Source organism: Flavobacterium enshiense DK69, from assembly GCF_000498495.1.
Classification (GTDB): domain Bacteria; phylum Bacteroidota; class Bacteroidia; order Flavobacteriales; family Flavobacteriaceae; genus Flavobacterium; species Flavobacterium enshiense.
Window position 1 is genome coordinate 31886 of record NZ_AVCS01000013.1, and the last position, 25621, is coordinate 57506.

At 32.3% G+C, this 25621-nt stretch carries 19 protein-coding genes and 1 other RNA gene; 6 read left to right on the forward strand and 14 right to left on the reverse strand.

Translation table 11 applies throughout. The features are described from left to right. Positions 1-54 precede the first annotated feature (54 nt). Positions 55-451, forward strand: a transfer-messenger RNA (tmRNA) gene (ssrA, locus tag FEDK69T_RS15700). 229 nt (positions 452-680) lie between these two features. On the opposite strand, the gene FEDK69T_RS08995 is transcribed toward ssrA, so the two are convergent. Next, complete coding sequence (locus tag FEDK69T_RS08995) at positions 681-1118, reverse strand: hypothetical protein (RefSeq protein WP_023573840.1); 438 nt, start codon at positions 1116-1118, stop codon at positions 681-683. Positions 1119-1548: 430 nt separating this feature from the next. Between FEDK69T_RS08995 and dndC the strand changes: the two genes are divergently transcribed. Genes dndC through FEDK69T_RS09020 form a run of 5 tightly spaced genes read left to right on the forward strand, consistent with a single transcriptional unit; the run spans position 1549 to position 7532 of the window. Beyond that, complete coding sequence (gene dndC / locus FEDK69T_RS09000) at positions 1549-2913, forward strand: DNA phosphorothioation system sulfurtransferase DndC (protein WP_023573841.1); 1365 nt, start codon at positions 1549-1551, stop codon at positions 2911-2913. After that, complete coding sequence (gene dndD, locus FEDK69T_RS09005) at positions 2910-5009, forward strand: DNA sulfur modification protein DndD (RefSeq protein WP_051385109.1); 2100 nt, start codon at positions 2910-2912, stop codon at positions 5007-5009. Before dndC ends, dndD begins: the two co-directional genes overlap by 4 nt. Next, positions 4993-5388, forward strand: a complete 396-nt coding sequence (locus tag FEDK69T_RS09010) for a DndE family protein (protein WP_035630576.1) — start codon at positions 4993-4995, stop codon at positions 5386-5388. Before dndD ends, FEDK69T_RS09010 begins: the two co-directional genes overlap by 17 nt. Position 5389: 1 nt before the next feature. Next, complete coding sequence (locus FEDK69T_RS09015; RefSeq protein WP_023573843.1) at positions 5390-7063, forward strand: ATP-binding protein; 1674 nt, start codon at positions 5390-5392, stop codon at positions 7061-7063. Continuing rightward, positions 7053-7532, forward strand: a complete 480-nt coding sequence (locus FEDK69T_RS09020) for a hypothetical protein (RefSeq protein WP_035630574.1) — start codon at positions 7053-7055, stop codon at positions 7530-7532. The genes FEDK69T_RS09015 and FEDK69T_RS09020 overlap by 11 nt, the downstream gene beginning before the upstream one ends. Before the next feature lie 52 nt (positions 7533-7584). Here the strand turns inward: FEDK69T_RS09020 and FEDK69T_RS09025 are convergent, their stop codons facing one another. The 13 genes from FEDK69T_RS09025 to FEDK69T_RS09090 all read right to left on the reverse strand — a co-directional run bounded on the left by FEDK69T_RS09025 (position 7585) and on the right by FEDK69T_RS09090 (position 25612). Continuing rightward, complete coding sequence (locus tag FEDK69T_RS09025) at positions 7585-8271, reverse strand: hypothetical protein (RefSeq protein ID WP_023573844.1); 687 nt, start codon at positions 8269-8271, stop codon at positions 7585-7587. 26 nt (positions 8272-8297) lie between these two features. After that, positions 8298-13496, reverse strand: a complete 5199-nt coding sequence (gene dptH / locus FEDK69T_RS09030; RefSeq protein WP_023573845.1) for a DNA phosphorothioation-dependent restriction protein DptH — start codon at positions 13494-13496, stop codon at positions 8298-8300. After that, positions 13468-14940 (reverse strand): DNA phosphorothioation-dependent restriction protein DptG, encoded by a 1473-nt coding sequence (gene dptG / locus FEDK69T_RS09035; protein ID WP_035630572.1) that lies wholly within the window; start codon positions 14938-14940, stop codon positions 13468-13470. Before dptG ends, dptH begins: the two co-directional genes overlap by 29 nt. After that, positions 14937-16679 (reverse strand): DNA phosphorothioation-dependent restriction protein DptF, encoded by a 1743-nt coding sequence (dptF, locus tag FEDK69T_RS09040; protein ID WP_023573846.1) that lies wholly within the window; start codon positions 16677-16679, stop codon positions 14937-14939. Before dptF ends, dptG begins: the two co-directional genes overlap by 4 nt. A 14-nt stretch (positions 16680-16693) precedes the next feature. Beyond that, on the reverse strand, positions 16694-16906 hold the full coding sequence (locus tag FEDK69T_RS09045) for a helix-turn-helix domain-containing protein (RefSeq protein ID WP_023573847.1): 213 nt from the start codon (positions 16904-16906) through the stop codon (positions 16694-16696). Positions 16907-17618: 712 nt separating this feature from the next. After that, a complete protein-coding gene (locus FEDK69T_RS09055; RefSeq protein WP_035630571.1) occupies positions 17619-17951 on the reverse strand; it encodes a hypothetical protein in 333 nt (110 codons plus the stop codon). 244 nt (positions 17952-18195) lie between these two features. Then, positions 18196-18600, reverse strand: a complete 405-nt coding sequence (locus FEDK69T_RS09060; protein ID WP_035630570.1) for a hypothetical protein — start codon at positions 18598-18600, stop codon at positions 18196-18198. A 47-nt stretch (positions 18601-18647) separates the two neighbouring features. Continuing rightward, positions 18648-19304, reverse strand: coding sequence for a hypothetical protein (locus tag FEDK69T_RS09065; RefSeq protein WP_023573850.1), 657 nt, complete (start codon positions 19302-19304; stop codon positions 18648-18650). Between the two features lie 494 nt (positions 19305-19798). Continuing rightward, positions 19799-20233: a hypothetical protein gene (locus FEDK69T_RS09070; RefSeq protein ID WP_035630569.1), complete on the reverse strand. Its 435-nt coding sequence runs from the start codon at positions 20231-20233 to the stop codon at positions 19799-19801. Between the two features lie 63 nt (positions 20234-20296). Further along, positions 20297-21100, reverse strand: coding sequence for an endonuclease/exonuclease/phosphatase family protein (locus FEDK69T_RS09075; RefSeq protein WP_023573852.1), 804 nt, complete (start codon positions 21098-21100; stop codon positions 20297-20299). Between the two features lie 49 nt (positions 21101-21149). Then, complete coding sequence (locus tag FEDK69T_RS09080) at positions 21150-23222, reverse strand: Lcl domain-containing protein (protein WP_023573853.1); 2073 nt, start codon at positions 23220-23222, stop codon at positions 21150-21152. Positions 23223-23254: 32 nt separating this feature from the next. Then, the gene (locus FEDK69T_RS09085) at positions 23255-24688 is read right to left on the reverse strand and encodes a BACON domain-containing protein (RefSeq protein ID WP_023573854.1); all 1434 of its coding nucleotides are present in this window, start codon (positions 24686-24688) and stop codon (positions 23255-23257) included. A gap of 6 nt (positions 24689-24694) precedes the next feature. Beyond that, positions 24695-25612, reverse strand: coding sequence for a hypothetical protein (locus tag FEDK69T_RS09090; RefSeq protein WP_023573855.1), 918 nt, complete (start codon positions 25610-25612; stop codon positions 24695-24697). Positions 25613-25621: the final 9 nt, after the last annotated feature.

Below are 25621 nucleotides of genomic sequence, written 5' to 3' on the forward strand. Positions count from 1 at the left end.
AAATACTTTAACTTTGCATTATGATTTATTGCTATAATCATAACAATTACCATTGGGGTCGACTGGTTTTGACAGCGGGTGGAATTGGAAAGTAAGCACGCCGAGAACTGGGACAATTCTCGTTAATAAAAGGTTTCAAAATTTTACACGGCGAAAATAATTACGCTTTAGCTGCTTAATCTGAATCATAGTAAGATTTGCCTCGTTCCTACCAGGTAGGAAAGCTGGATTCTCCTCGAAAGCCTTGGTTTATGGCGTTCGGCTTAGGGGAACCGTAAAAGTAAACCTAGGAAGGGTAACGCTTTAAATCCCTTCTGACATTTAAAAAGCTAAGCAAAAAGTGGCGGTTTCCGGCCTTGCTTTTTGTCGAAAACCCAATCGGAAACTAAGCGTGTAGAAAGCTCTTCGATTGCTCGTTTGGACGAGAGTTCGATTCTCTCCGACTCCACATTAAAAAACCGTAAATAGACTATTTTTAGATATTTACGGTTTTATTATTTTTATAATTGTACGATTATTGTACGGTAAATTTATTTTTCAGATTAAAACCTTATTTTTTGAGAGAATAAAATTGTTTTTTTTATGCTTCATTTCGCGCATTTATCGCACTTCCAATCAGCGCAATTTCATAATAAGCCTTTATTTATTAGAATGTCCTGTCCGAAATTAGAGTAAATTCACTAAGTCTCAAAAATATTATCGATAAGTGGGTTTTGGGGAAATATCGGGGATATCCCAGCCATAATAACATCGGATTTAATCGAAGCTTTCCAGTCTTCTATTTCAACAATTGCTCTGATTGCGTTGATTTTGTCACTGTCCCTCTTGCCGTTTATCACAATTTCTTGTAATTTTATGAGCGCTTCTTCTTTCGTCATTAAAGCCATTTTGAGGTGTTTTTTTGCCTGTAACTTACTATCTTCTTTCAGTTCCATTTGGATGGCTTGACGCTCTTCTCTATATCGTAGGTTGGCCTCGTTCCAATACTTATCAAATGTTCTTCTACCCATCGGCATTTTTGCGCTGATTTGCGCAAAACTTTCTAAATAGGTTGTGTTTGCGTACAACAAATACAATATATCGGATACTATATTTTCTTTATTTGCTTTAATAGTCATAACTATGGTACTTATTTCTGCATTTTACTGCAATTCATAAAATAATTCTATTCTTTCATTGAAGTTAATCATTTATTTCTATAAAAACAAAAACCAAACCATATTTATCTGTATTTCAGTTGTTTATATTCAAAAACTTATAATTTCACACAACTGACACATCTACAAACCTATCTACATTTGAAATAAAAGCCTGTCAAGAAAATCATCTTTCTTCCAGGATGCGACTTATGTTTAATCTTAATAAGGTTTGATCCTTAGCTAAAACACAAACGTAATCCTTTTAAAACAGAAAGATTTATCAAAAAAAAACAAGTTTTTAATAATCAAAAACGGTTCAAAACATATTAATAAGTTTTGTATAAATATGATTTAATTTTACACAAAATAAATAATAAAAATATATTTTTATATCAAATAAAAAACTGGAATGACCTCCATAAAAAACAAAAAAATAGAAGGCATAATTACCGAAATAATAGATCAGTATGCATATGCAGATCAATCAGATAGACCCTGGATTATTGGTTTTAGTGGCGGTAAAGATTCAACAGTTTTGTTGATGCTTGTTTGGATTGCCCTTGAAAGAATCAGACAAGATTTGCCATTTCCTTTCCAATTAAAAAGAAAGGTTTATGTAGTTTGTAATGATACTATGGTTGAAAACCCTATCATCGCAAACTATGTAGAAGATGTGTTAGCTAAAATTAGCGAAGCAGCAAGAGACCAAGATTTACCAATTTTTGTTCAAAAAACAACTCCTAAATTAGAAGAAACCTTTTGGATTAATGTTATTGGAAAAGGATATCCGGTTCCAAACAGTGCTTTCAGATGGTGTACCGATAAACTCAAAATTCGGCCTACTTCCAACTTCTTGGTAGAACAAGTCGACCAAATGGGTGAAGCTATCGTTTTGTTAGGGACCCGATATGATGAAAGTGCTACTCGTGAAAGATCCATCCGCCGTCATGAAGTAACAGGTAAACGTTTATCCAAACACCAAACTTCGGTGAATACCTATACCTATGCTCCCATAAAAGAAATGTTTTTGGAGGAAGTTTGGTATTTAATCAATACAGTGAAATCGCCGTGGGGCTTTGACAATTCCATTTTATTTCAAATTTATGCTGATGCCAGTGCAGACGATTACGAGTGTCCTACTGTTGTCGTAAACAAAGAACACAATTCTTGTGGACAAAGCCGTTTTGGTTGTTGGACGTGTACTGTCGTGAAAAACGATAAATCTATGACTTCTTTGGTCAATAATGGTCAAAACTGGATGCAGCCTCTATTAGACTTTAGAAACCGATTGGTGGAAGGAAGAAATATTTCTGAAAACCGCTCGGATACTCGTAGAAATGGTCAAGAAGCAGTACGTGAAGATGGGACCAATAATGGAAATTATACAGCTGAATACCGATACCAAATTTTAAAAGACTTATTACAAGTTCAAAAGGAAATTCAGAAAGAAAGACCGCATATTACCTTAATCAATAATCAGGAGTTAATTGCTATTCAAGTAACGTGGAATCGCGATGGCTATTTCGATCATACTGTGGGGGATTTATATAAAGAAATTTACAACAAAGACATCAGCACCAACAACATTAAGTCATTAGACGATACCGAACGTAGAATTTTACGAGACGTTTGTGTTGAAGATCCAGAGTACTACCACTTGATTGATAATTTAATCGCTTTGCAAGAAACCAAAACATTAATGATTACCAAATACGGTTTGCATAACGATGTAGAAAAGAGAATTGAAAATTTTGTAAATGATAATGGGCTATGAAAATTAACAAAATAAAATTCCAAAACTTCAGAATTTATAAGGGCGAAAACGAGATTTTATTATCTCCAAATAATACCAAAAACATCAATATCATTGCCGGTAAAAACGGTTTTGGAAAAACTACTTTTTTGACATCATTGATCTGGGTATTCTACGGTAAGATGATGAGTGAGGTTGAGGACAAGTATAAAAAAGACATCAAAAATGCAGGTGGTTACGAAAAGTTCATCAAATCTCTAATCAATCGTGATATAAAGTCCGATTTTGAAAATGGGGTAACAAGTAACGCCATATTCTCTATTGAAATCGAATTAAAAGATATTCTGATTCCTTCGATACCATGTAAGTCTGTGGTTATTAAACGTGCTTATGATTTAAAATCCGATACGGAAGATTTAACGATAAAGATTGATGGAATTGAAAACGAATTAACTAAAGAAGTAGGTTTAGAGGTATTCATCAATGATTTCATCCTACCACGTGAAATAGCAAAATTTTTCTTCTTTGATGCCGAGAAAATTGTTTCATTGGCTGAGGCAAAATCGAAATCAGAATTAAAAAACTTGAGCAAAGCCTATTCAGAAGTTTTAGGAATTAAAAAGTACGAAGATTTAAAAAAGAATCTCGAAACTTTATTGACCAAACTTCGTAGAAACGGTGCTACCCAAGTAGAGCAAACCAAATTGTTTGAACTTACTGATACCGAAACCGAGCTTACTGAATTCATCGAACTAAACCTTGAAAAACAAGCCAATATTGATCGCGATATTGCCAATCAAAAAATCATTAGCGACAACCTTCAGGAAAAATTGATTCGTGAAGGAAATGGGATTACGTTGGAAGAACTTCAAAAAATGAAGTTGGATCGCGAGCGTTTAAAAGCCGAATCAGCTGAAATTAAAAACAAGTTGAAAAAGCTAATGGACATTGCGCCATTAGTAATGGCCGGTAAAAAACTAACGCAATTACGAGAACAATTACTTTTTGAGCAAAAGACTTCTTCAAAATCTATTGATCAATCAGTATTAAGCAAAGAATTAAACGCCTTTTCAGTAGCATTACTAAAGAATATCGAAGCCTTAAGTTTAGATAATGGATCAAAATCAAAAGTGGTTGAAGCTTTAAATAAAACGATAGCTGAAAAAGAGGTTAAGAAAAGTGATTCAAATTCGGGGAATATCCTTTTAGATTATTCTGATGAGCAATTCCGTAATTTCGAAGCCATATTCAACAATATAAAAGGAGCCTTTTCAAGTCAGTTTTCTGCAGTGGTACAGGAAGAAAAGAACAACAGAATGTACCTTTCAAAAGTGTACAACCAAATCAAACAAGCCGAAGCTAGAAAGGACAATCCATTAGCACAAAAACTGCGTCAAGATAAAAAGGAAGCAGATGACAAAATCACGTTGCTGGCACAAAACAAAGGAACGTTAATCAATGAATTGGACAATTACTATACACGGTTAGCATCCGTTAAAAAAGTCCTTTCAGAATACGAAAAGAATTTCAAATTGGTCGAAACCGACCGTAAGAAGTACGAAGTAACCGAGAAGTTATTGGCTAAAATCAGTACCATTATTCAAAAGATTAAAGAAGATAAAAAGTACTCTTTACAAAAATCGATTATGCTTGGGTTGAAAAAAATCATGCATAAAAACGATTTCATTCACAACATTCGCGTCAATGTGGTTGATGACGTAATGGATATCGATTTGTTAGATAAAAACGATAATGTGATTGATAAAGATTCTTTATCTAAAGGAGAGCAACAATTGTATGCTACAGCCTTATTAAAAGCTTTGGTAGACGAATCCGGAATCAAATTCCCGGTTTTTATCGATAGCCCATTGCAAAAGTTTGACAAATACCATTCTAAAAATATCATTAAAGAGTTTTACCCAGCGATTTCAGAGCAAGTGGTATTGTTCCCATTGTTAGAAAAAGAGCTATCAGAGTTGGAATACGATTACTTAAAACCTAACGTGAATAAAGTATTCGTTATCGAAAATAACAACAACAGTTCCAGCTTCAAACCTTTTGCAGTAGACCAATTATTCACCCACTTAAAACAAGAGCAAGATGTTTACGCAAATTAAAACCAGTAAAGAAAATAAAGAGGTCGTTGCGGTATTGACTCGTAAACTGGGTTTAGGTACCGAAAATATTATTGCTCGAATGGCTTTTTCGTATTCGTTATCTCAGGATAGAAAATTGGATTTAAATGATATTTTGGATGCCGGTGGTAAAGAATATTCCAAGTCAGTCCTGTTTGGTGATAATTACGATATATACTTAGGGATACTTTGTGTACACTACGGCCTATACAAAACCGATAAAGACATTGGACGTTATATCAAAATGCATGTAGATGATGGTTTACAATTGTTAAACGAAGAAGTTAACAATCTGGCCAATATGGATGGGTTTGATTTTTTGAGTGAGAAGATTGATTTAGGTCTTAAAAATATATTTTAAAATGAGTAATTTCAAATCGTTACCTATTAATGCAGATAGAATCTGTGAAGCAATTTCTAAAATAGGTTATAATCCAAGCTCAGCAATAATGGATATCATTGATAATTCTTTTATGGCTAGTGCAAAAAACATCTTAATTAAGATTTATCTTAAAGAAGGTATGAATATCAATAACATAAAAAATATAGAAAAAATTTATGTTATTGATGATGGAAATGGAATGGATGAAAGCGGTATAAAAAAAGCTTTAGAATTAGGTTCTGATGTTAAATACGGTAATAATAGTCTTTCAAAATATGGTCTTGGCCTCAAGTCGGCAGGTTTTTCTTTAGGAAAAAGAATTGAGGTTACAAGTAAAATAGTTGATAATGCTATTTCTGAAAAATATTTTCTAGATAGAGATTTAATCAAATCTTCTGGTGAATTTGGCTATGGTGTTGAATCAACAGATGAATTAGTAACATCTTTTCTTCAAGAGTATGCTTCGGGTACTGTTATTTCTTTTCACAATCTAATTTATACTAGTAGAATTAGCGCACAAAAATTAAGTGAAGATTTATCAAATAAAGCTGGTGTTTTCTATTCGGAATTTCTTGAAAAAGATGGTGTTAGTTTTAAATTGCAAATATTTGATTCTGGAAATAAGGAAATAAGAAATAAAGAAATTTCTCCAAAAGACTTACTCTTTTGGTCAGACGCTCTTGATAGCTTTGAGAAGGAAGATTACGATTGTAAAAAGCCATGTAAAGTATTAGATAAAGATTTTGAAAACCCAATAGATCCATCTGGAGAGAAAATAAAAATTCAAGCTACAATTTTCCCAAAAGATGGAATGAAAAACTTTGTTGGATTCACAGATGAAGAAAGAGCAAAGATTAAAGAGTATGATGTATCATTAAAAAATAGTGGTTTTTACTTTTATAGAAATGGAAGATTAATTAAATGGGGTGAAAAATTATTCCTAAATAGAGAATTTGGAATACGCATAAAAGTATCTTTTCAAACAGAACATGATGAATTGTTTGATGTAGATGTTTCTAAACAACATTTAACCATTTCAGAAGAGGTTGAAACTACATTAAATCGATTAATCACTGTACCTAGAAATCAATCAAAAGAATTATTTGAACTTTGTGATTTAAAAATAAAAGATTCTAAAAAACATGAGAATGAAGGTGCAGAGTTCAATAATACAAATTCTGCACTTGAGGAAGATGAAGATGAGTCAAATCCTGTAAATCCCGAAGAAAGTAAAAAGCGAAAAGAATTATTAGAAAATAGTTCTAAAGATTTTGAAGAAGAATCCCAGCCTAAATATGAAGATGATGAAAGCCAGGATACTTTTAGACGAGTTCGATATTGGAATGGTAATAGAGATAGGGCATTATGGGAAGCGGGTTATGATACTACTGAAGGTACTTATGTTTTAATTGATAAAAATCATCCTTATTACGATTTAGTTATAAGTAAAAAAGAACCTGAATCTCCATACAGACAAGCATTAGAGGCTATTTTTCATTCTTTGGCTGTGGGACAAAACCAGACAATTGAAAAATTTTACGAGGCTGAAAGTGAATTAGTATTAAAAATATTTAAAAAATTTCTGAGATCAACCTCACATCAATTGGATAATTGGGTAAACAATAACTGGGATTTATTTGATAATGAAAATTAAGAGTTCAATTAAAGAAGATTTAGAAGGCTCTTTTGTTTATTTAATTTTTTCAAGAGAATTACTTTACATTGGAGAAACCCAAAAAATTACTTTTTCAAGGTGGATTCAGCATTTTTACTACAAGGGGACTTTTTATAAAAAAATTGAAAATAAAGGTCTGAAAATTAGTGAATATCTAAATGATTTAAACTTAATTTCCGTTGAGTTAACTGAAGTTAGAAATGATTATAGTGAAAATAGGTGGAAAGTTATTACTCAAGCTGTCGAACATGCAATACATGAAGAATTGTCTTGTTATCGAACTAATTTAATGAAAAATTATTATGAAAAGTATTATCCTTATACCGATTCTTTTGAAATCATTTCAGATACTTCAAGAACTTGCCCCAAATCAATACCAAATAAAGATTGGGATTATGCCCGAAATTATGCTAGTAAAATTCTGATTGAAATTTATAACTACTTATAAAAAGAGGGGTTTGCAAACTCCTCTTTTTATACTTACACAAATAGTTAAGTTACTAACTTAATAAATTTTCATTTACGATTTTTGATAATTCACTTTGTTCTGTTTCAATTATAAAATACTCAATAAAAAGCATTAAAACTCTTTTTAATTCATCAAGATTTATTTGATAACACTCTTCAGTTGATTTATCGTCACATTCAAAAATTGTATCAAAATCAGCAATTTTATAATCCAATATATTTTGATTTGATATCCCTAAAAAGTAACAATCATACTCCAATATAACTTTTAATCGACTAATTTCTGCTAATTTTATTTTGATATCTTGAATGAATTCTAATAGGTTGTTTATTGTACTTATCTTATTGTCGTAAAGCTTTTGTTCTGCTTTTGACTCAATTCTTTTTTTACCCGTAATTTGATCCATCTTTTTATTCTGGATTGTTATTACACTATTTGGCGTAACATAAATTACATCGGAAATATTATTTAAGTTTTCAGCTACAATAGCAAGCTCCTTATCAATTTTCGCTTTTCTGAAGAATTTCAACGTTGGTAGACCTAATGATTTTATTAATTCATAATTTTTGATATTTCCATTAATTTTGTATTCACTTATCTTATCATTAGTTTTTATAATTACTGGATCATCTGTTTCATTCAATAAATTTCCTTCATAAACTTTCCAATTGCCACCACTGCCAATTAATTCTCGATCAGTTATTTTTATTACTTCCACTATATCTTTTTATAACTATTAAAAAATTATGTTAACTCCCAAAAAGCCTTATCCTTAATCAAAATCGGCTCAGAGCCGGCTAGGTTCACGATGCTTTGGTGTTTTTCCAAACCTTTAATGGTTCGGATTAGGTTTTCATTTTGTTGCTTTGTTTCTAACGAAAATAATGAATCGACCTCTTTGGTTTTAATTTCATTCACTCTGTGAATAACCCAAGTCAAAATATAATTGGAGTATTCATTTTCACTGGTGGCAAAATGGTTCAAAAACTGTGTCGAAAGTATGGTCCCAACACCAAATTCACGTCCTTCTTTTAAAATCTTACGAATAGAAGTAAAGTTTTTACTTAAAAAGTTATCGGCTTCATCTACCAATATCATTTTCTTAATTTCACGCATTTGCCCATTAATCGTACTATGACCATGGCGTTGCATTTGGGTATAAAAGGCATCCAAGGTAATTGCTACAATCAAGTTTTGTATCGATTCATCATAACCCGATAAATTAATAACCACAACACCTTCAATCAAAAAATACAATGATTGGGTTTTAGAGGAATCGGGTTCGAATATTTCAAATTCGGAAAGGTTGGAAATCGCAGCATACAAACTGTCTTGAGAGTTTTTCTCGCTAGCCAAATATATGTCACAAACATCTCCTAAAGTAGGGGAAGTAAGTAACCAAGAATCTCGATTGGCTTTTTGAATGCCTTTATCTTCATACGCCTCAACTATAACATCGCGCAAACGCTGTTTTTGTACATTCCCTAAATTAAAAGCATTCGAAATCGTTTCTTTCAAATCATTAGCCGTATGCAAGGGTAACATCGGTTTTGATTGCTCGGTAGCATCCAACGATAACGGATTGTACGGCAAATGATACGGCTCTAAAACTCTAGCATTTGTTTTGCTTACAAAATCTTCTTTGATATAATCGCCTTTATAATCAAAGATTAAAATGCCCAGTTTTTCATCGCCAATGTTTTTATCCGAATTGGAAACCAACTGACTAATCAGCGACTTCGTAAACTGTGTTTTTCCAGTTCCCATGGTGCCAATAATCCCCGTATTGGTATGCATCACCTTATTAGTATTATTTGGCTCCCAGATTACCGGTTTTGAACTGTTCAAATCAGTTCCAAAAAGGATTTCAATTCCTCCCCCTGTATTATGCTGAGTAGTAGTTTTTTGCACTTGGTCAGCAGGTACAGGAGTACTAGTTTCTGCTGAGATAGTTTGAGTAGCTGTTGGATTTTTATCTAATATTGAAGTTTCTTCCAATGAAAATAAATCAACTGCAGCCATTTCAGAAATCGAATGAATCAACAATTTACTTTTTTCAATAGTGGTTTGCGTTTTATGAAAAAGATGGATTAAATCATCAACTGATTGGACCAAGAAATTATAACCGTCCTCTTCACGCAAATCAACACGCATAAAGTTATCGGTGATATTGATTTTTCGCTGATAGATATCATTCCCAAAATAAACCAATCCAAATACACCAATAGCAGGTTTTAAACGATTGCTAATTGTAAAATCAGAGTTTAATAAATCTTGGCGGTAATTATTTAAAATAACATCCCAATTTTGGCTGTCCCAAACATGAAAAAGTTTCATCTTTTCAGCATTGGTTAAAGCTAGTTTAGCAAAAAAGTTTTTATAGAAACTACTTAAAAATCCTTCCTTGTTGAGGTGTTCTTGCAATAAAGTTGCAGTTCGTTTACCTTGTTCAATGCCTTTTTTCACAATACCTGAACCACCAATTTTCAACTCCACCGGATAGAAGTGCATTAGCAATTCTCCCTCATAGTGTTCCAATCCAATAAACAATAGATCATCACTAAAGGAACCAATGGCACCTAAGTTTTTGGTAGAGAACAAACCTTCTCCCATATCCAATCCGGCATTACCTGAAACCCGTAATATTTCTTCAAGAGATATCGGAATCCAAATGATATTAGGATGGTATAAAAATGTCAAGGCGGTTTTAACTCCAGACAACAAGCTTAATTTCTCTTTCGGGAAATGACTATGCTGTCGAATAAGTTTTAACAACCATTCACCATTAATCGCATTAAAGAAATTGATAATGGCAAGGGTATCCGTGGCCGAATCAAACTGAACGTTATGACTTTCTAAAAATTCTTTAACCACAAACTCATATTGACTGGTTTTTCGGCTAACTGTTATAGCATCATAACCATTAGAATTATGATACTGATCACTGTAATGAATAATAACTAAATCTTTGTTTTCTTTAAAAAAGTCCAAATCTACCTTTGGATCAATATAAGTCACCCATTGCGAATCACGATACAGTTGTTCCAACTGTTTTTTTACATCATAATCAATTGTCGTACAAATAGCTTTATTACGCTCAAAGGGGTCATTGTTTAGTGACACTCGAACAAACGCATTGTACAGACTAGAAAGTTGGATTAAAGCGTTAGGCTGCTCTACTAAATCTTTTACGCCAAATCCCGTTCGGTAATTTTCGGTTCCTGGTGTGGATGAAACATCTGCCATTAATCCGTTGAACGAAATTCCAGTTTTAACCAAACTCATATCATCATAAGAAATACCTGTTTTGGTAACATCAAACTGATAGAAAGTAACATGGGCATACTCATACGGTTCCGCTTTGGTAGGCAGCTTTTTGCTATAAAATTTTACGTTTTCTAAAAAAGCATACAACAAATCATCTTCTCCAAAATTCTTAGTTTTTAATTCAATCCCTAAATGCTTTTTAATGTCTTCAACATTTTCGTAAAAAGTGAGTTCCTCAAATTTGGTAACAATCTTATCCGAACCATAAATATGAATTTCAATCGGTAATAAATCGCTCAGTCTTTTAGTAAGATGCAAATTCAAATATTTACGATAGTAGTTAAAAATACCTTCAACTACTTCTTTACAATCGCCAAGATTGATCACATTGATTTTCAGCGGTGATTGCTTTAAATCGTCAAAAAGAAATTCAAAATTGGTCGTGAAGTCCTTTATTTTATCGCTTACCAAGTCAGAGACAAAACTTTTGGGTACGGCCTGTTTAGAATTCAGATAAACAGTATAATACAACCATTCTGGTGAATGACTGGATTCTATAGGAATGTAAATTTCATCAGGTTTACCTTCAATATAAGGCGCCAAATTATACGGACTTAGTCTTTTTAAAATGGCATTATAAACCGCTTCGTCTTTTAAATTGTTCTGCAGTTGCAATTGGTAAGCTACATTAAGCGGATGCAATGGACTGAATTTAATCTTTTCTTCTCCACCTTGTTCTTTTACCACACCAAGCCAAAAAAGATTTTTTTGTTCCTGAGATAAAGGTTTATTTTCTTCCAATTTGTCCAACTGTTGGATAAAGCAGCTTACATAGGCAGTAGCCAACTCCTTTACCTCATCATTTAAATAGGTTAAACTAGGCAACAAGTTTCTCTTTTGATAGTATAAACGCAACTTATCAAAGGCTTCTTTAATTGTTGGTGGTAGGACTAAATCGTTTGCAGCGATTTTGTTTTCATTACCCAATGTCCAAGAATAAGCTTTGGATTGAATTAGCTGTTCTTCTTGTAATAAGTTGGTCCTGAATTCACCACTAACGGTCTTTTCATTGTTTTTAAACAACAATTTAATAACAGCATCTTCTTTTATGAATTTGAAATCAAGTCGATTTTCTCTTTTTTCTTTCCAAACATCAATACCCGTTATCGGTTTAAGTGCCTCAAAATCTGATTTGATGGCGATAGGAATGGCAATTCCAAGTAAATCAACCTTAAAATGAATTAAGTCTTCTTGGGCTAATGAATTTTCGTAATCCAATAACAAATGTTGGTCTTCTTGAACACTAAAAGTAGTATCCAATTTTATAGTATCATGAGTAGCGATACTCCCATTCGGATTGAAAACGTAGGTAGATTGCTCTTTTAATAATAAATAAGAATTGTTTTTCTGCACATTTAACTGAAAGGTCCCTTCAAAAGCACTAAGAGCAGTCGATTCAAAAGGAAGGTGTAATATTCTTATAACATAACGCTTATCAGTATCAGGATCTCGATATTCAACTAAACTAAATAAGTCATCCGCTTCAAAATTGGTAAACTCGAGTACAATTGAATACCCACTATTAGAAACACTAATATTTTTAGAACCTACCTTTACAGCAAGTCCTTCTTTTTTGATAAATTGATCAAATCGAACACTAACATTAAATGGTGTTTCGATGGAAGGATTAAATACAATTAAATTGATATTTCTCTTTTTCGCCACACTTTCACCATCTTCTCGTTTCCAAATAGTCTGAAAGAGGTTATTGTATTCTAGAGCTTGGAAAACAGGAGGGTTTTTCTCTTTTTCTTTATCCATCCAGGTTACAATCTGCCCATAGTCAAATTCATGCCAATCTTCTTTTATAAATTTTGTGACGGCAGTATCAGGTAAATCTTGCTCTAAATCAGAAGCGGGGTTTCCATGTAGAAAAATGTTCTCAAATTTTTCGTAAAGCTTAAAATTATCCGCTAAATCTTTTTCCAAAGAACCATTTTTACTCGCTAATTCCGCTTGTGGAAAAAGTCCTAAGTAGCGATAATCTTTAGTTTTAATCTCACCCTTTTCAAGTGAATTGATAACCTGTTCGTAATCAAAAATGGTATTATTGTCCTCAACAACACTTTTAGTTTTTCGCTCTAAAACCGCTTTTAAAATAGTTTTCTCGTGCTTTTGTAAAGAAGTATTTTGGTCGATATCCTGTTCAATTTGACTTTTAAAACGCGAAAAATGCAAAGGCATACCTTCCTTGCTCAAACTACCACTACCACCCAATAAACTATCCAGTTTACCACTAAATAAAATAAGTATGGCTGTACCTTCAAACACATCCTTTTGGTCAGCTACTTTGTTTCGTAACATAGTAAAGTAGTCTTCCGAGGCATAAGCACTCGAAGCGATAATCACTTTAGCGTTATCAATCAGTAAGCAAAAAGTAGTATAGGCTTCACCACCATCAGGGTGCGTATAAGAAAAAGGTACTGTAGCTACATTGTCTTGCTCCTGTAAGGCTGAATAAAGTTGCTCAATGGTTTTTGGGTCCTCTAAAAAAAGATTAAAACGATCACCATACTGAATTTTTTGCGTCTGAAAATAATTCAGAATTAAATTCGTAACATAGTTATATAATTGACTTGGTGTACTCTTATATAGTTGACTTGACGTACTGTGCATCTCCGCTATCACTTTTTTTCTCGATTAAATTAATTTTTTCAAACAGCTTGGTAATTTCTAATTTGGTGGTTTCATCAAAGGCAATACCACGTTCCTTAAATTTATCCCATAATACTTTGAGTCGTATTTTATCCTCCTTACCAATACACAATCTAGTCAAGAAAAGTAAAAGCTCTTGTGACAAAACCATGGTATTACCTAAACGACCTCTGTTTTTGGTGTAATTCGTTTTTCCAAATTGTACATACCATTTCGCATAATCACTGTAGGGTTTAGATCGAGAAGAATTTTCAAACTGGTATTTAATTTTAAACCAAAGGGAATAAATATTCTTTTCAATAGCATTTGAAAAAGATTTATTTACCATATCTAATGCTAAAAGGCGTTCACAATCTTCCCAATTTTTCCCGGTGTCAAAAACAGTGATACTATCAGTATAAAAAGCGGTGAGTTCTTTTAATTTCTCTTGAAGCAATTCAAGTTCATTAGAAGCTAGATCATTACATATTGAGATAATAGAATGATAGTCACCTATATTCTTTTCATCAATGGTGATATAGTTTAATAATTCTATGGCATTTACATGGGCAAAGGCTGCTTCTGAAACACGATTTAATTGTTTCCATCCTGTCAGATGATTAGACAACCTATTTTCTGATAGGGTTTCCCAATCCATAGTATAGTAAACAGCTTTTACTGTTCCAGCTCCAGAGCCAAAATCATTCAAATGAAGTAGGAATTGATTTAAGTAATGAAAATAATAGTATTTAAAAAAATCTTCAGAATACTTGAGTAAAAAAGCCGGGTTGTTAAGTAGAAATGAAAAGTCCTCTTGAAAAGTTGTTTTTAATTCTGGAACCACATTATAGTAACCACTGACTTTAGTTTTTGTTTTGTTTTCAGGTAATTCAGGCAAGCTTTCAAGTAGTAATTGATGAAGTATATTTTCATCCGTTTCAAACTCTGTATTCAAATTTTCGGTATAATCCTCCAATTCAAATAGGTCAATGATAAATTTTGGTAGTTCTTTAATCGCATTATGGTTATTGATAAAATTCATATACAATAAGGTTTTACTGTTAAATTTTATCAGCCCTTGATCCTCATTGAAAAAAAGAGTGCTAATCAAATTCTTTAATTCTTCCGGTTTTTCGGTTGAAACTCTTGATAAAGCGTTGTTTAAAATGGTCGCTTTAAACTCCGTTTTAAAAGAATTATCACTGTTTGGAAATTCTACTTGTCCTTTTGAATGCAATAGGCGATAAAGCTCGCCCACGATACCTTGAAACGATTTAAAATCATCGCCAAACGAATCACCACTGGGATTAGTTTTAAATGGCAACAACTTTATTTGATTTCCAGTAACATGGCTAAAAGTCTTATTTTTAAAATAGCGTTTCTCTAGGCTATTATCTCCAGTTTTATGTAATATTATAGTTCTCATAGTACTTGAAAAGTATAGCCTCCAAAAGGATTTTTTGAAAATTGATAATCTACCGCTTTACCTATATTAATTTCATCTATATATAGTGAAGCTTTGTGGTTATTTTGATTGGTAAGTGTCGTGATAGTATTGACAAAATATATAAAATTGTTATTGTCTTTTTTATTAGGACGATAGCCTTTGGAAACCATTTTTAAGGTTTTAAACAAACTATAATCCACATGTATTTTAAGACTTTCTTTTTCCTGGTTTATCTTGTATGCCAAGCTAAACTCTTGCGTGAATTTGTGTAAAATATCATCACTGTTTTTAGAATTTAATTTTAAGTCTGGTATAGGGTCAAAGTCTTTAAATACTCTGTATTTCGTCTGTTTTTTACCAACGTTGATTATCACTTTTCCATTAGATTTTGCATCTCCATTCCAATTTCTAGCAGCCACCTCAACAAGACCATATATCTTTTGAATATAGGCAGGGTTGTTGTTATTGTAATGATACAGCCACACTAAGTATTCTTCATAATCTACTTCCTTTAAGCTATCTTGTTCATAATAATTGCTGAAGTAATTCAATCGAATAAAAAAACGGGCAAGTGTACTTTTTACAATTGGTGTACTAGCTAATCGCGATTGAATAGTATTGATATAGTCACTATTAATATGTGACTCAAAAAGAGGAACCGGATTTGAAGCATTAATTAAAGAAAGTAAAACTTCATCAGTAGCAGCATCTCTAGTTAAGCAAGGATCTAAACGCTCTATCTTTTCAAACAAACTGGAAAGCTCAGGGTGTTCAAAGATATAATTAGGCAATAGGTTAGCTAAAAACTCTGTACTGCTAAAATTAGTGATACGATGAGCATAGTCAGTTACATTCAAATCTGCTAAATCAACCGGTACAATTAAATCATAGACAAAGTTCAATAAGGTTCGTAACGATACAATTTCTTTGCTCTTTACAATCGCCTTTATAATAAGTTGTGCAATTAGTTGCCTATTGTTTTCACTAAAAAGGAATTCATAATTGTATAGTATAGGACAATTTAGTCCTTCGGCTAAACTTTCTTTATAGGAAACATACGCTTTGTAAAGAGAATTAATATCATTATTCGCAACAATCCTTTCAAATAGTGTAGTAATTAGTTCCGAAACAGCACCTCCCGCAGTTAAGGAATACAAATGGTAATCTGTAAAATTTACATGATGAAAAGAACTACCATCATCAAAAGCATCATCATGTACAATATCGGCATCCAATATTTTATTAACAGAAATATATGCTTTTAGTTGTGTAAACTCAGATCCAAATTCTTCAATAAACTTACTGAGTGTTCCAAGATTGATAGCCAGTATTATTTTGTCTGTTGCAGTACTTATTGCATCATCTTTAAAACCTTGCAATAATTTGTATAAGGTTTGGTTAGAAGATTCATGTGGATTATGAGATTCGGTAGCATCATTATGTATTGTAAATTGACTGATTTCATATTTAAGTTCATCATGCAAATGAGATAAAATATGTGATTTTCCGTCTCCAACATTTCCACAAACAAGCAACAATTGAGCTGTAGTCTTTTGGCTCGCCTTAGAAATGATATTTTTTAACTTTTTCTCAACCTCTCTATCAATATGCAGGTATTTTTTAAATCCATTTAAGTTAGAATAGGTTCCTTGAGCTACAGCATGCTTTGAAGATTCTCGTAATTTTTTTAATTCCTCAATAAATGGGTCTATTGTCATTAGATATTTTATGATTAAAGTTGATTTAATAATTCGGAGATAGTAATATTGAATGCTTTTGCAATTTTTTCAACAACAACCAAGGATACATTTCTCTTTCCTGCTTCAATGCCAGGTATATATGTTCTATCCAAATCAGAAAGCTCAGCTAATTTTTCTTGCGAATACCCCTTCGATATTCTTAATTCTCTAACACGTTGACCAAACTTAATTTTTATATCCTCCATCTAGCCAAATACGCACAAAGTCGACAATTGTACAATAGACAATTGTCGACTTTACTTACTAAAAGAAACCATTTTAAATCAATTTGATAGTTTAATTTATTCAACCTAAATTATCAAACGACCTCATTTAAACATTATTTGGTCATCTCCCAAACTATATCAAATTTTCTCATTACTCATCAATAAAAACATTAGAATAACAAAACAATTAACCATATTTTTCATAACAAACCAATTAGGTTTATTATGAAATTTCAAATTTATCTAACTAAAATAACTAATATATAAAAAAACAAAACCTCCCTTAAATCACTTTAAGAGAGGCTGTATTTTAAACACTATCACTTATAACTAAAAAGGAACCTTGTCATCCAAATCTTCACTTTTATTAAAATAATCCACGTATTCACGGGAAGCAGAATACTTAACCTTAGACAAATCTAAACCCATCACGATTCTAAACCAATTAGAAGAATACCATTCATCATCTAAAATATTGTTATCTATTAATAATTTCAGAAAGGATACTTCACCCCTATTAAAATTATTCACACTTTCAAAATTATATTTTTCAATATAACTAAAGTATATTGGATAATATAGACCATAAAACTCTAATTGCAAACCGAAATCAGACAACTCTATTTTTACATCATGTTCTTTACTAATTATAATTTTACCATCTTGTATATATCCTTCTTCAGTATAATAGTCAATTAATAAAAAAAAACAATTCGTCTTTAATTAAGTCCTCCCCCTCAGTCAGCCATACTAACAATTCCCTTTCGTCTTCAAGATTCAACCTTCGATACATATCTAGAAGATTCACATATCGCTGTTCACTCTCAAAATACAGAACAAAACTTTTCAATTGCTTTAGAATATCGAGTAATTCTCTTGAATTTTCAATACCGGTAATATTTGGAAAGACATGTAAGTGTATATAATTTAATACCCATCGAATATATTCTTTTTTACTTGGGATATATCCCGGATTGGGAACAAGTTCAGTGATAATGAAATCTGGAAAAGGAAATTTTGACATTGGATTGTTTTTTTTGCAATATACAACAAGGACTATTTTATTTAAGATAACCGTAATAATCTAAGGATTTTTTAGCGCAAATATCTTACAATAATGCCTCCTCAGCTATTTTACCAAGTTGACTTCATGTTTCCTTCGAAATATTTTAAAAGTTCTAATGTATGTATCGATTTATTTATTAGATAAGTATCGCCATCTGTTTTAAGAATTACTCGTCTGTATAAATCACAGGTATTATCATAAATTAAAATAGTAAAAGAATGAATCCCCATATCACAGCCTCTGAGAGTTTCTTCAAATCCTGCATCAGTAAGATCTTAAGAATTTCAACTAAGTCAATATTAATAATAGTAGAACTTTTACTCTTCCTTATTATACAATTTAAATTTTGAAACAATGCATTTGGTGTGATTTGTCCATCAATTTCATAACCCCAAAAGACATCAGAATTATCATTATTGACAGTGGTGAAATCATTCCAATTTTTGGGCCTATTATAATGAAGTACATTCCCTAATGAATCTATAAAATAGCCATAGTGTTCTAAACCCCGCGCAAGACTATAATATTCATAATTTAAAAGGAAAGGTAAATTTTGGACCGAATAATCATTTTCACGAATAAATATTTTTAAAAATCCCTTTAACATTTTCTCAATTTAATATTGGCACCTAACAGTTCGCTTAGCCTCCCATTTTAATGGCAGCTAATTGCTATAAGTGGTGTTTGGATTATTATTACATCACAATTTCTTTTCTCAATCTCACTTAATAATAATTGTTTTGAAATACTGTCAGGTATTTTACCCAAAATAGTTCTTGCTTTTTCAAAGTCTCCAATGTTTCTATATAACTCCGCAATCAATAAGTGGTTGTTTGGCTCTATTTCATTCAATAGCTTTAGAAGCAGTTTTATATTATTTATAAAAATTTCCTTTTTTTCATTTGGAATTGATGCTTTTGAATTTTCTCCATTTGCTAATGGATGCTTTCTAATCTGGTCATTATATTTTCTCAAAATATTTAGACGGATATAGAGCAATCTATTTCTGTTTATTGACCTATAAATTATGTTACTTATTGTAATTAGTGAATATTTCTTTTCAAAATAATCTGCAGCTTCAACATAATCTTCAAATGACAATCCACCCAACATTTTTTTAAACCAATAAAATTGATTACAGTTGTCACACTTCTGCAAATCTGTTTTTTTTAAATTTGGCAATTCTTCAAATGTTTCACCATCAGACCATTCAGTTAATCCATAATATTTTACATGAAATGGCCCTGGATAGAATTTATTTTTATGTTTGCAATGAGGACATATTTTATATGAAGGATTTCCGATTTGCATACTTTAATGGGTATTAAGTTTTGGGTATTAAGTAAGACATGGGATTTTCAACACTACCCCACAATAGAATTGCAAATGTAGAATTATTTTCATCTGTTCAATAGTATTGCGTCTGACTCACGTCCGCTTTTAGAAATACTTTGTTATCATCTTTAGTATTTGGCGAGACATTTCTTTGTTTTACCTTCTAAATTAGTATATCCAAAATACAGCTTCTTTTTTTGTCCGTACTGCAACTTACAAATAGAAATACCAAAATAATAGAATATAGCATGTCGTTTTATTTTTCATCGTAAAAATTGTTTGTTTACGCATCACGTTTCCTTGCTTTGCATTGGTGGACTTTTGAAACCGCAAACTGTTTCCAAACGTCACCGTTTATTTATTGCTCAAAGGTTCTATTCTAAATGTCTACCGTAGTTAGCAGAATATTATTATTCTTCATTTAATGTTTTAAATCACTTTTATTATTTTTTCGCTGGACTAAAATTATTTTAAGGTATATTTTCCATTTTTTTTAGAGTTTTTAATTTCCAAAAATTAATAATTGTACTTGCTAACATTGCAAGAAATAAACCAGTATCAGCTGGACCAATAATAATATCGCACGTTCCATTATTAATGTACTTTTTTAAAATTAATACCCAAAAAATAAGCATTAAAACAGAACCACTTAAACATTGTAGTTCGGAATTATTAACTTCTTTTTTCCTATTTTTTTTTATCAAAAGTATAAGGCCATCAATGCTGAATATTATAAATTCAATAAAAAGAAATAAACCGGTTAAAAGTAATAGAACCTCAATATTATTATCGCTGTCCTCCCACCCCCAGCTTTCTTCTTCACATTGTTGAATTTTTGCAAAAAGTAGTAAAAGAAAAACTATTGATATAGATAGTAGACCGTAGTACATTATTCTTTTTATCATAGGACTACATTGTTAATTTACTGTTAACTCATTTATATGTCTGATAAACCGTGATCACTCAAATTAATTAATTGAAAACTCCAACCAAATGGGGATATGATCAGAAATTACGCGAGCATCTTCTAATGTTTTAAAATTTTTGTAAAAAAGAATAACGCCATAATTATTTTTTTTTACTTTTTGGCTGTAAAATATATTGTCAAATTCTGAAGAAAGATACTGGCCATTCTCACATCTTTTCTTTAAAGAAGTCTTCTGATTTACTAATATTGGATTATATCCCATTTTCTTTAAAGGGTTAAAAACGGTATGTGATTGGGGGCAGTTGAAATCACCCGCAAATATTAAATTTAAACCAGGGTATTCAGCGGGTAAAAATTTGAAATATTTGATTTCAGTTTCGGGCTGCTTGCTTTTGGTAATCGCATGGAAATTTACAACAGTAAATTGTTTGCTATTGTAATCAAAAGTGCAAAAGAAAGGCTCTCTGTCTATTTCTAAATGATATTTCTTTTCCAACCAAGCTTTGCCTATTTTCTTTACACATGCAGTTTTCCAGATAAAGGCATACCGCTCTGTTTTATAGGAGCTACTGCTCGTTGGATCACTAATAACATAATCCCATCTACTTCCTTTTCGATTAAGCTCATCAGCAAGTTTAGCAACAGTTTGCACACCACCATCACCTGCAACAACTTCTTGAATAGCAATAATATCATAACTTTTTAAGGTGTTAGCTATAAAATTAATTTCAACATCAGATTTTGATTTCCCAAAGTTTTCAATATTCCAGGAAACAAGTTTCAGTTGAGAAAAAATGGTTGCAGAAAACAAAAAACAAATTATTACCAGCCATTTTTTTATCATGATTTCCTCTTACACAATTGTGAAATACTACTTTATAATCTTATAAATTTTAAAATTTTCTTATAGCCCGGACATATAATGCTGAATTTTTTGAAGAATTACTTGCAGCACCTGTACTGAAATTTATTCCGTATGCTGTAGTCGTGGACTGCTGAGAGGAAGACCAGTAGGATCCTGAAGAGAATCCTCCAATAGATGTTCTATTACTGTACAACTTTCCAAGTTCATTATAGCTTGGTAAATACCAATCACTGTACCCTCCAGTAACTAAATCATTACATATTCTTGCGGCTATACCTGAAGTAGAGCATCCATTTACTATCGCAGTTGTGTTGTTCTGGCCAGTACCTAATGATATTGAGGTAGAAATAGATGTGCCTGAACACCCCCATGAAGCACCTGAACTTTGGTTTGAAGAAGTTGCTATAAGTCCATGAGTCTCTCCGGCAACATAACCAGAGTCACCAGATTGAAAAATATAAGCTATTATTCCCCCCTGGTAACTTTGTCCGATAGTTAAATTAGCAGTAGTAAATGTTCTAGCCGTCCCATACGTTGTACCAACACTATTGGTAGCGTAAGCCCTTACATAGTAGGTTGTTCCAGGCGACAAACCGGATAACGAACTCGAAAATGTACCAATGCCTGAACCGTCGGTGGTTCTTGAATTTGAAATTGTAGGACTCGATGTTGTACTGCTCCAACAAACGCCTCTTGAGGTAATTGCTGAACCACCATCTCCTGAAACCGAACCTCCTCCGGAAGCTGTTGTCTGAGTTACCGATGAAATGGAAGAAGTAACGACCCCTGTCGGCGGTGTAGCGTTTGATGTGGTAAATGTCCTAGCTGAACCATATGTTGTACCTACACTATTAGTAGCATAAGCCCTAACGTAGTATGTTGTTCCAGGTAACAAACCGGATAATGAACTCGAAAATGTACCAGTACCTGAACCGTCAATGGTTCTTGAATTTGAAATTGTAGGGCTTGATGTCGTGCTCCAGCAAACGCCTCTTGAGGTAATGGCGGACCCACCATCTCCGGAAATTGAACCACCTCCAGAAGCTGTTGTTGTACTTATTGATGAAATCGTAGTAGTAGTAACCCCTATTGGTACAGTGGCAGATACAGTAGTAAATGATTTAGCTAAACCATATGCTGTGCCGACACTATTGGTAGCATAAGCCCTAACATAGTAAGTTGTTCCGGGTGACAAAGAAGATAATGTACTCAAAAATGTACCAATACCAGAGCCGTCAATAGTCCTTGAATTTGAAATTGTAGGGGTTGATGTTGTACTGCTCCAGCAAACTCCCCTTGCGGTAATTGCAGCACCGCCGTCTTCGGAAATTGAACCTCCTCCGGAAGCCGATGTTTGGGTAATTGAAGTAATCGAATTTGTGATCACTCCTACTGGAATTGTCAGAGCGGCTGTAGTGAAATTTATTTCATTTCCATAGGCAGTACCTACACTATTTGTAGCATACGCCCTTACATAGTATCTGGTACTAGGAGTCAATCCTGTCATTGGACTACTAAATGTACCTATTCCTGTTCCATTTACCGTTTTTGGATTTCCAATAGTCGGATTTCCTGTTGTATTCCAACATACCCCTCGAGCTGTAATCATAGCAGCCCCATCACTTGATATTGTACCACCAGATGTAGCGGTGGTTTGCTTAATGTTTGAAACAACTGCCGTTGAGGCCACTATAGGAAGAGTTGCCGGTTTCGTTCTAAAAGTCACATCCTTACCGTAAGCAGTTCCAGCACTATTGGTAGCATAAGCTCTTGCATAATACGTAGTATTAGCATTTAAGTTTGGTAATTTACAACTGTAACTGCCCAATGAGGTAGATGAATTTGCAATTTTAAAATTGGAAATTGTAGGATTTCCGTCCGTATTCCAACAAATTCCTCTAGACTCCAGCGTCCTTCCTCCATCAGATACTATATTACCGGAAACAGTTGCAGTAATTTGTTGTATATCGCTAACTTCTAATGTCTCAACCGAGTTAGGCTTAGTTCCAAAGGGATGTTCCTCTTCACAGCTATTTAATAAAACTGCACATAGAACGAATGTTAAATATATAACAGCCTTGCTTTTCAAATAAAACTTCATACTCTCTCCTTTTTTACAATGCTTCTGTAAAATTAATATTTATATCTGTTTCTTAAATTAAATGACAAACCAAAAGTAATTTCTGGAGTATAAAATTCTTTATCAATGTCCATAAAAGACACTCCTCCGTTAATGTTTATCAGTCTGCTTATTCTAATCATTAGTCCTCCTGTTGCCGCCAAATAACCTTCTTTATCGTAGGTAGCTGTATGGGCATAATCGTCAATGTTCATAAAATTATAATACCCATATCCAACACCAAGGTTTAAATATAGCCTCTGAAATATTTTAAAATTGGGCCCTATATCAAATTCGGTTTTATTTTCTTTTACAACCCTATTGACAATGTCTTCCTCTGGAGTAAAACTACTCCTTAAAGACATGTGAAGACCCATAAATTTTCTACCACCTCTTTCGTAAAGCAAACCATAGTGTGCTATTTCACCACTTTGAATGCCTATGCTACTGAAAGAATTAAGTTTATTACTTTTTTCTGCCGATGCTGGATTTTTTTTTGTCGATGCTGACTCTACATCTGCAATAGATTCCTTCTTATTTGTTCCCGATTGATTTACATATACTTTAACTCCTTTATCCCCTGCAGTTATAGTAAACCAATCACTACGTGATAGATCACTTTCATTTCTTAAACACGAAACAATGATGTGATCATTATATTTTTGAACCTTACACCATGAAGGAACTAATGTTACAGAAAAGTTATCAGCATTTGTTGTAACTGTAATATCTCCAACACCGCCTGGAGAAGAAAAGTTTAAACTTGTTGTTGATACGTTTAAAACAATTTCCTTTCCTTGGGAAGAAGATCCTTGCTGAGTAACGTTGACCCTAATAATATTATTCCCGGATTTAACATTGAAATAGTCACTTCTTATAGAACTTTTATTATTTGCTTTACAAAGCACTACAAAATAACCACTATACTTCTCAACAGTACACCAGTCTGGCAATAATTCTATTGTATATAAATTTGAATTAATATCAATATAATCACCTCCTCCCGGTGATTTAAAAGAAAGATTAGTTTTTGAAAGTTTTAATGGTGTAGTAGTTGACGTATTTGTTATAGTAGTTGACTTATTTGCTTCAGTACTTGAAGCATTTAATTTAGTATTACATTTTTCTATTTGGCTTTTTGCATAATTGTCTTTAGGATTTGATTCCAATACTGATTGATAATTTTTCTTAGATTTTAAATAATTATGAGAAGTAAATGCCTGATCGGCAATTTTTAAATGATCGGAGCACCATTTAGCCCTTTGAATTTTCATTTCAGCAATCTGCTTATCGGTTTCACTAGCTACCTTGAATGCTTCTTTGTATTTAGTTTCAGCACAAATGTAGTCGCCATCATCAAAACATTTATCACCTGCCTGGAAAACGTTTTGACAATAAGCTATATGTGAGCATATTAAAAAGAAAATTAATGTTATATATTGCCTCATTACATTCTAGCTTTTTAGCAAATTAGAAATATCACGGTCTGGATTTGGAACCTTTACTTTTATTACTTGAGATAAAACATTTGATAAGTAAGGATATTCAGCAAAATCAAAATCATAATCAAAAATATATTGGGAAATTTCAGTTAGAATTTTGTTTAGTTTTAGCTGTTTAAATTCTTTATCCATACCTGATACCGTTTCCTTTTTATCTATAGAAACTATATCATTTAGACAAACTTTAAGTCCCTCACAGAGCGATTCATAGTTCTTTAACTTTTCCTTCAATTTACCAAGTAATTCCGATTGCTGTTTGATCTTGTTTAATTCTAATTGGATATTTGTAATTTGTTTAGAATCAAATGCTTTATCAAGCAACTCTTTACCCTCAAAATATGAGTTTAAATCGCTTAATATTGACTTCAATTCATTATTTTCTCCAATTAGACGCAAATCACGTTGTACTGATAATTTATTTGAAGACAATATCAATTCATCAAATTTTTTGTTTTTGTATGTATTAGATATTGTAGTTAATATTTCACTTTTAATTTTTCCCTTTTCATCAAGGCTTTTTTGTTCACATATTTTTCTTTCATCTAATAGCTGCTGATTTGTTTTAGAAATTTCTTTTTTCAAAATACTAATCGAGTCGCCTTTTTGTTTGATTTGAATTTCAAAGTTTTTCTTTTGTTCTTTAAACTTATCCAATTTTGACAGATTAGATTTCAAATTCTTTATTTGGCCGTCCTTTTTTATTAAAGTATCGTTTTGTATTCTATTTTTTTCTTTTTCAGTTTTTATAACTTTTTTTAAACTGTCGATTGTAATAACCTGTTTACTATACTCCTTTAAGATTTGCTGTTCCTGTGAGAAAACAGTAAAAAAGTTAAATAAAAACAATATTATAGTGATCTTTTTTTTCATGGTTTTTAG

Bases quoted from the DNA above. Each gene is read 5' to 3' on its own strand.
- FEDK69T_RS09075 (WP_023573852.1), bottom strand. From the start codon at position 21,100: ATGATAAAAAAATGGCTGGTAATAATTTGTTTTTTGTTTTCTGCAACC.
- FEDK69T_RS09080 (WP_023573853.1), bottom strand. From the start codon at position 23,222: ATGAAGTTTTATTTGAAAAGCAAGGCTGTTATATATTTAACATTCGTT.
- dptF (WP_023573846.1), bottom strand. From the start codon at position 16,679: ATGACAATAGACCCATTTATTGAGGAATTAAAAAAATTACGAGAATCT.
- FEDK69T_RS09020 (WP_035630574.1), top strand. From the start codon at position 7,053: ATGAAAATTAAGAGTTCAATTAAAGAAGATTTAGAAGGCTCTTTTGTT.
- FEDK69T_RS09070 (WP_035630569.1), bottom strand. From the start codon at position 20,233: ATGATAAAAAGAATAATGTACTACGGTCTACTATCTATATCAATAGTT.
- FEDK69T_RS09060 (WP_035630570.1), bottom strand. From the start codon at position 18,600: ATGTTAAAGGGATTTTTAAAAATATTTATTCGTGAAAATGATTATTCG.
- dptH (WP_023573845.1), bottom strand. From the start codon at position 13,496: ATGCACAGTACGTCAAGTCAACTATATAAGAGTACACCAAGTCAATTA.
- FEDK69T_RS09065 (WP_023573850.1), bottom strand. From the start codon at position 19,304: ATGCAAATCGGAAATCCTTCATATAAAATATGTCCTCATTGCAAACAT.
- FEDK69T_RS09085 (WP_023573854.1), bottom strand. From the start codon at position 24,688: ATGAGGCAATATATAACATTAATTTTCTTTTTAATATGCTCACATATA.
- FEDK69T_RS08995 (WP_023573840.1), bottom strand. From the start codon at position 1,118: ATGACTATTAAAGCAAATAAAGAAAATATAGTATCCGATATATTGTAT.
- FEDK69T_RS09015 (WP_023573843.1), top strand. From the start codon at position 5,390: ATGAGTAATTTCAAATCGTTACCTATTAATGCAGATAGAATCTGTGAA.
- FEDK69T_RS09045 (WP_023573847.1), bottom strand. From the start codon at position 16,906: ATGGAGGATATAAAAATTAAGTTTGGTCAACGTGTTAGAGAATTAAGA.
- dndC (WP_023573841.1), top strand. From the start codon at position 1,549: ATGACCTCCATAAAAAACAAAAAAATAGAAGGCATAATTACCGAAATA.
- dptG (WP_035630572.1), bottom strand. From the start codon at position 14,940: ATGAGAACTATAATATTACATAAAACTGGAGATAATAGCCTAGAGAAA.
- FEDK69T_RS09055 (WP_035630571.1), bottom strand. From the start codon at position 17,951: ATGTCAAAATTTCCTTTTCCAGATTTCATTATCACTGAACTTGTTCCC.
- FEDK69T_RS09090 (WP_023573855.1), bottom strand. From the start codon at position 25,612: ATGAAAAAAAAGATCACTATAATATTGTTTTTATTTAACTTTTTTACT.
- FEDK69T_RS09010 (WP_035630576.1), top strand. From the start codon at position 4,993: ATGTTTACGCAAATTAAAACCAGTAAAGAAAATAAAGAGGTCGTTGCG.
- dndD (WP_051385109.1), top strand. From the start codon at position 2,910: ATGAAAATTAACAAAATAAAATTCCAAAACTTCAGAATTTATAAGGGC.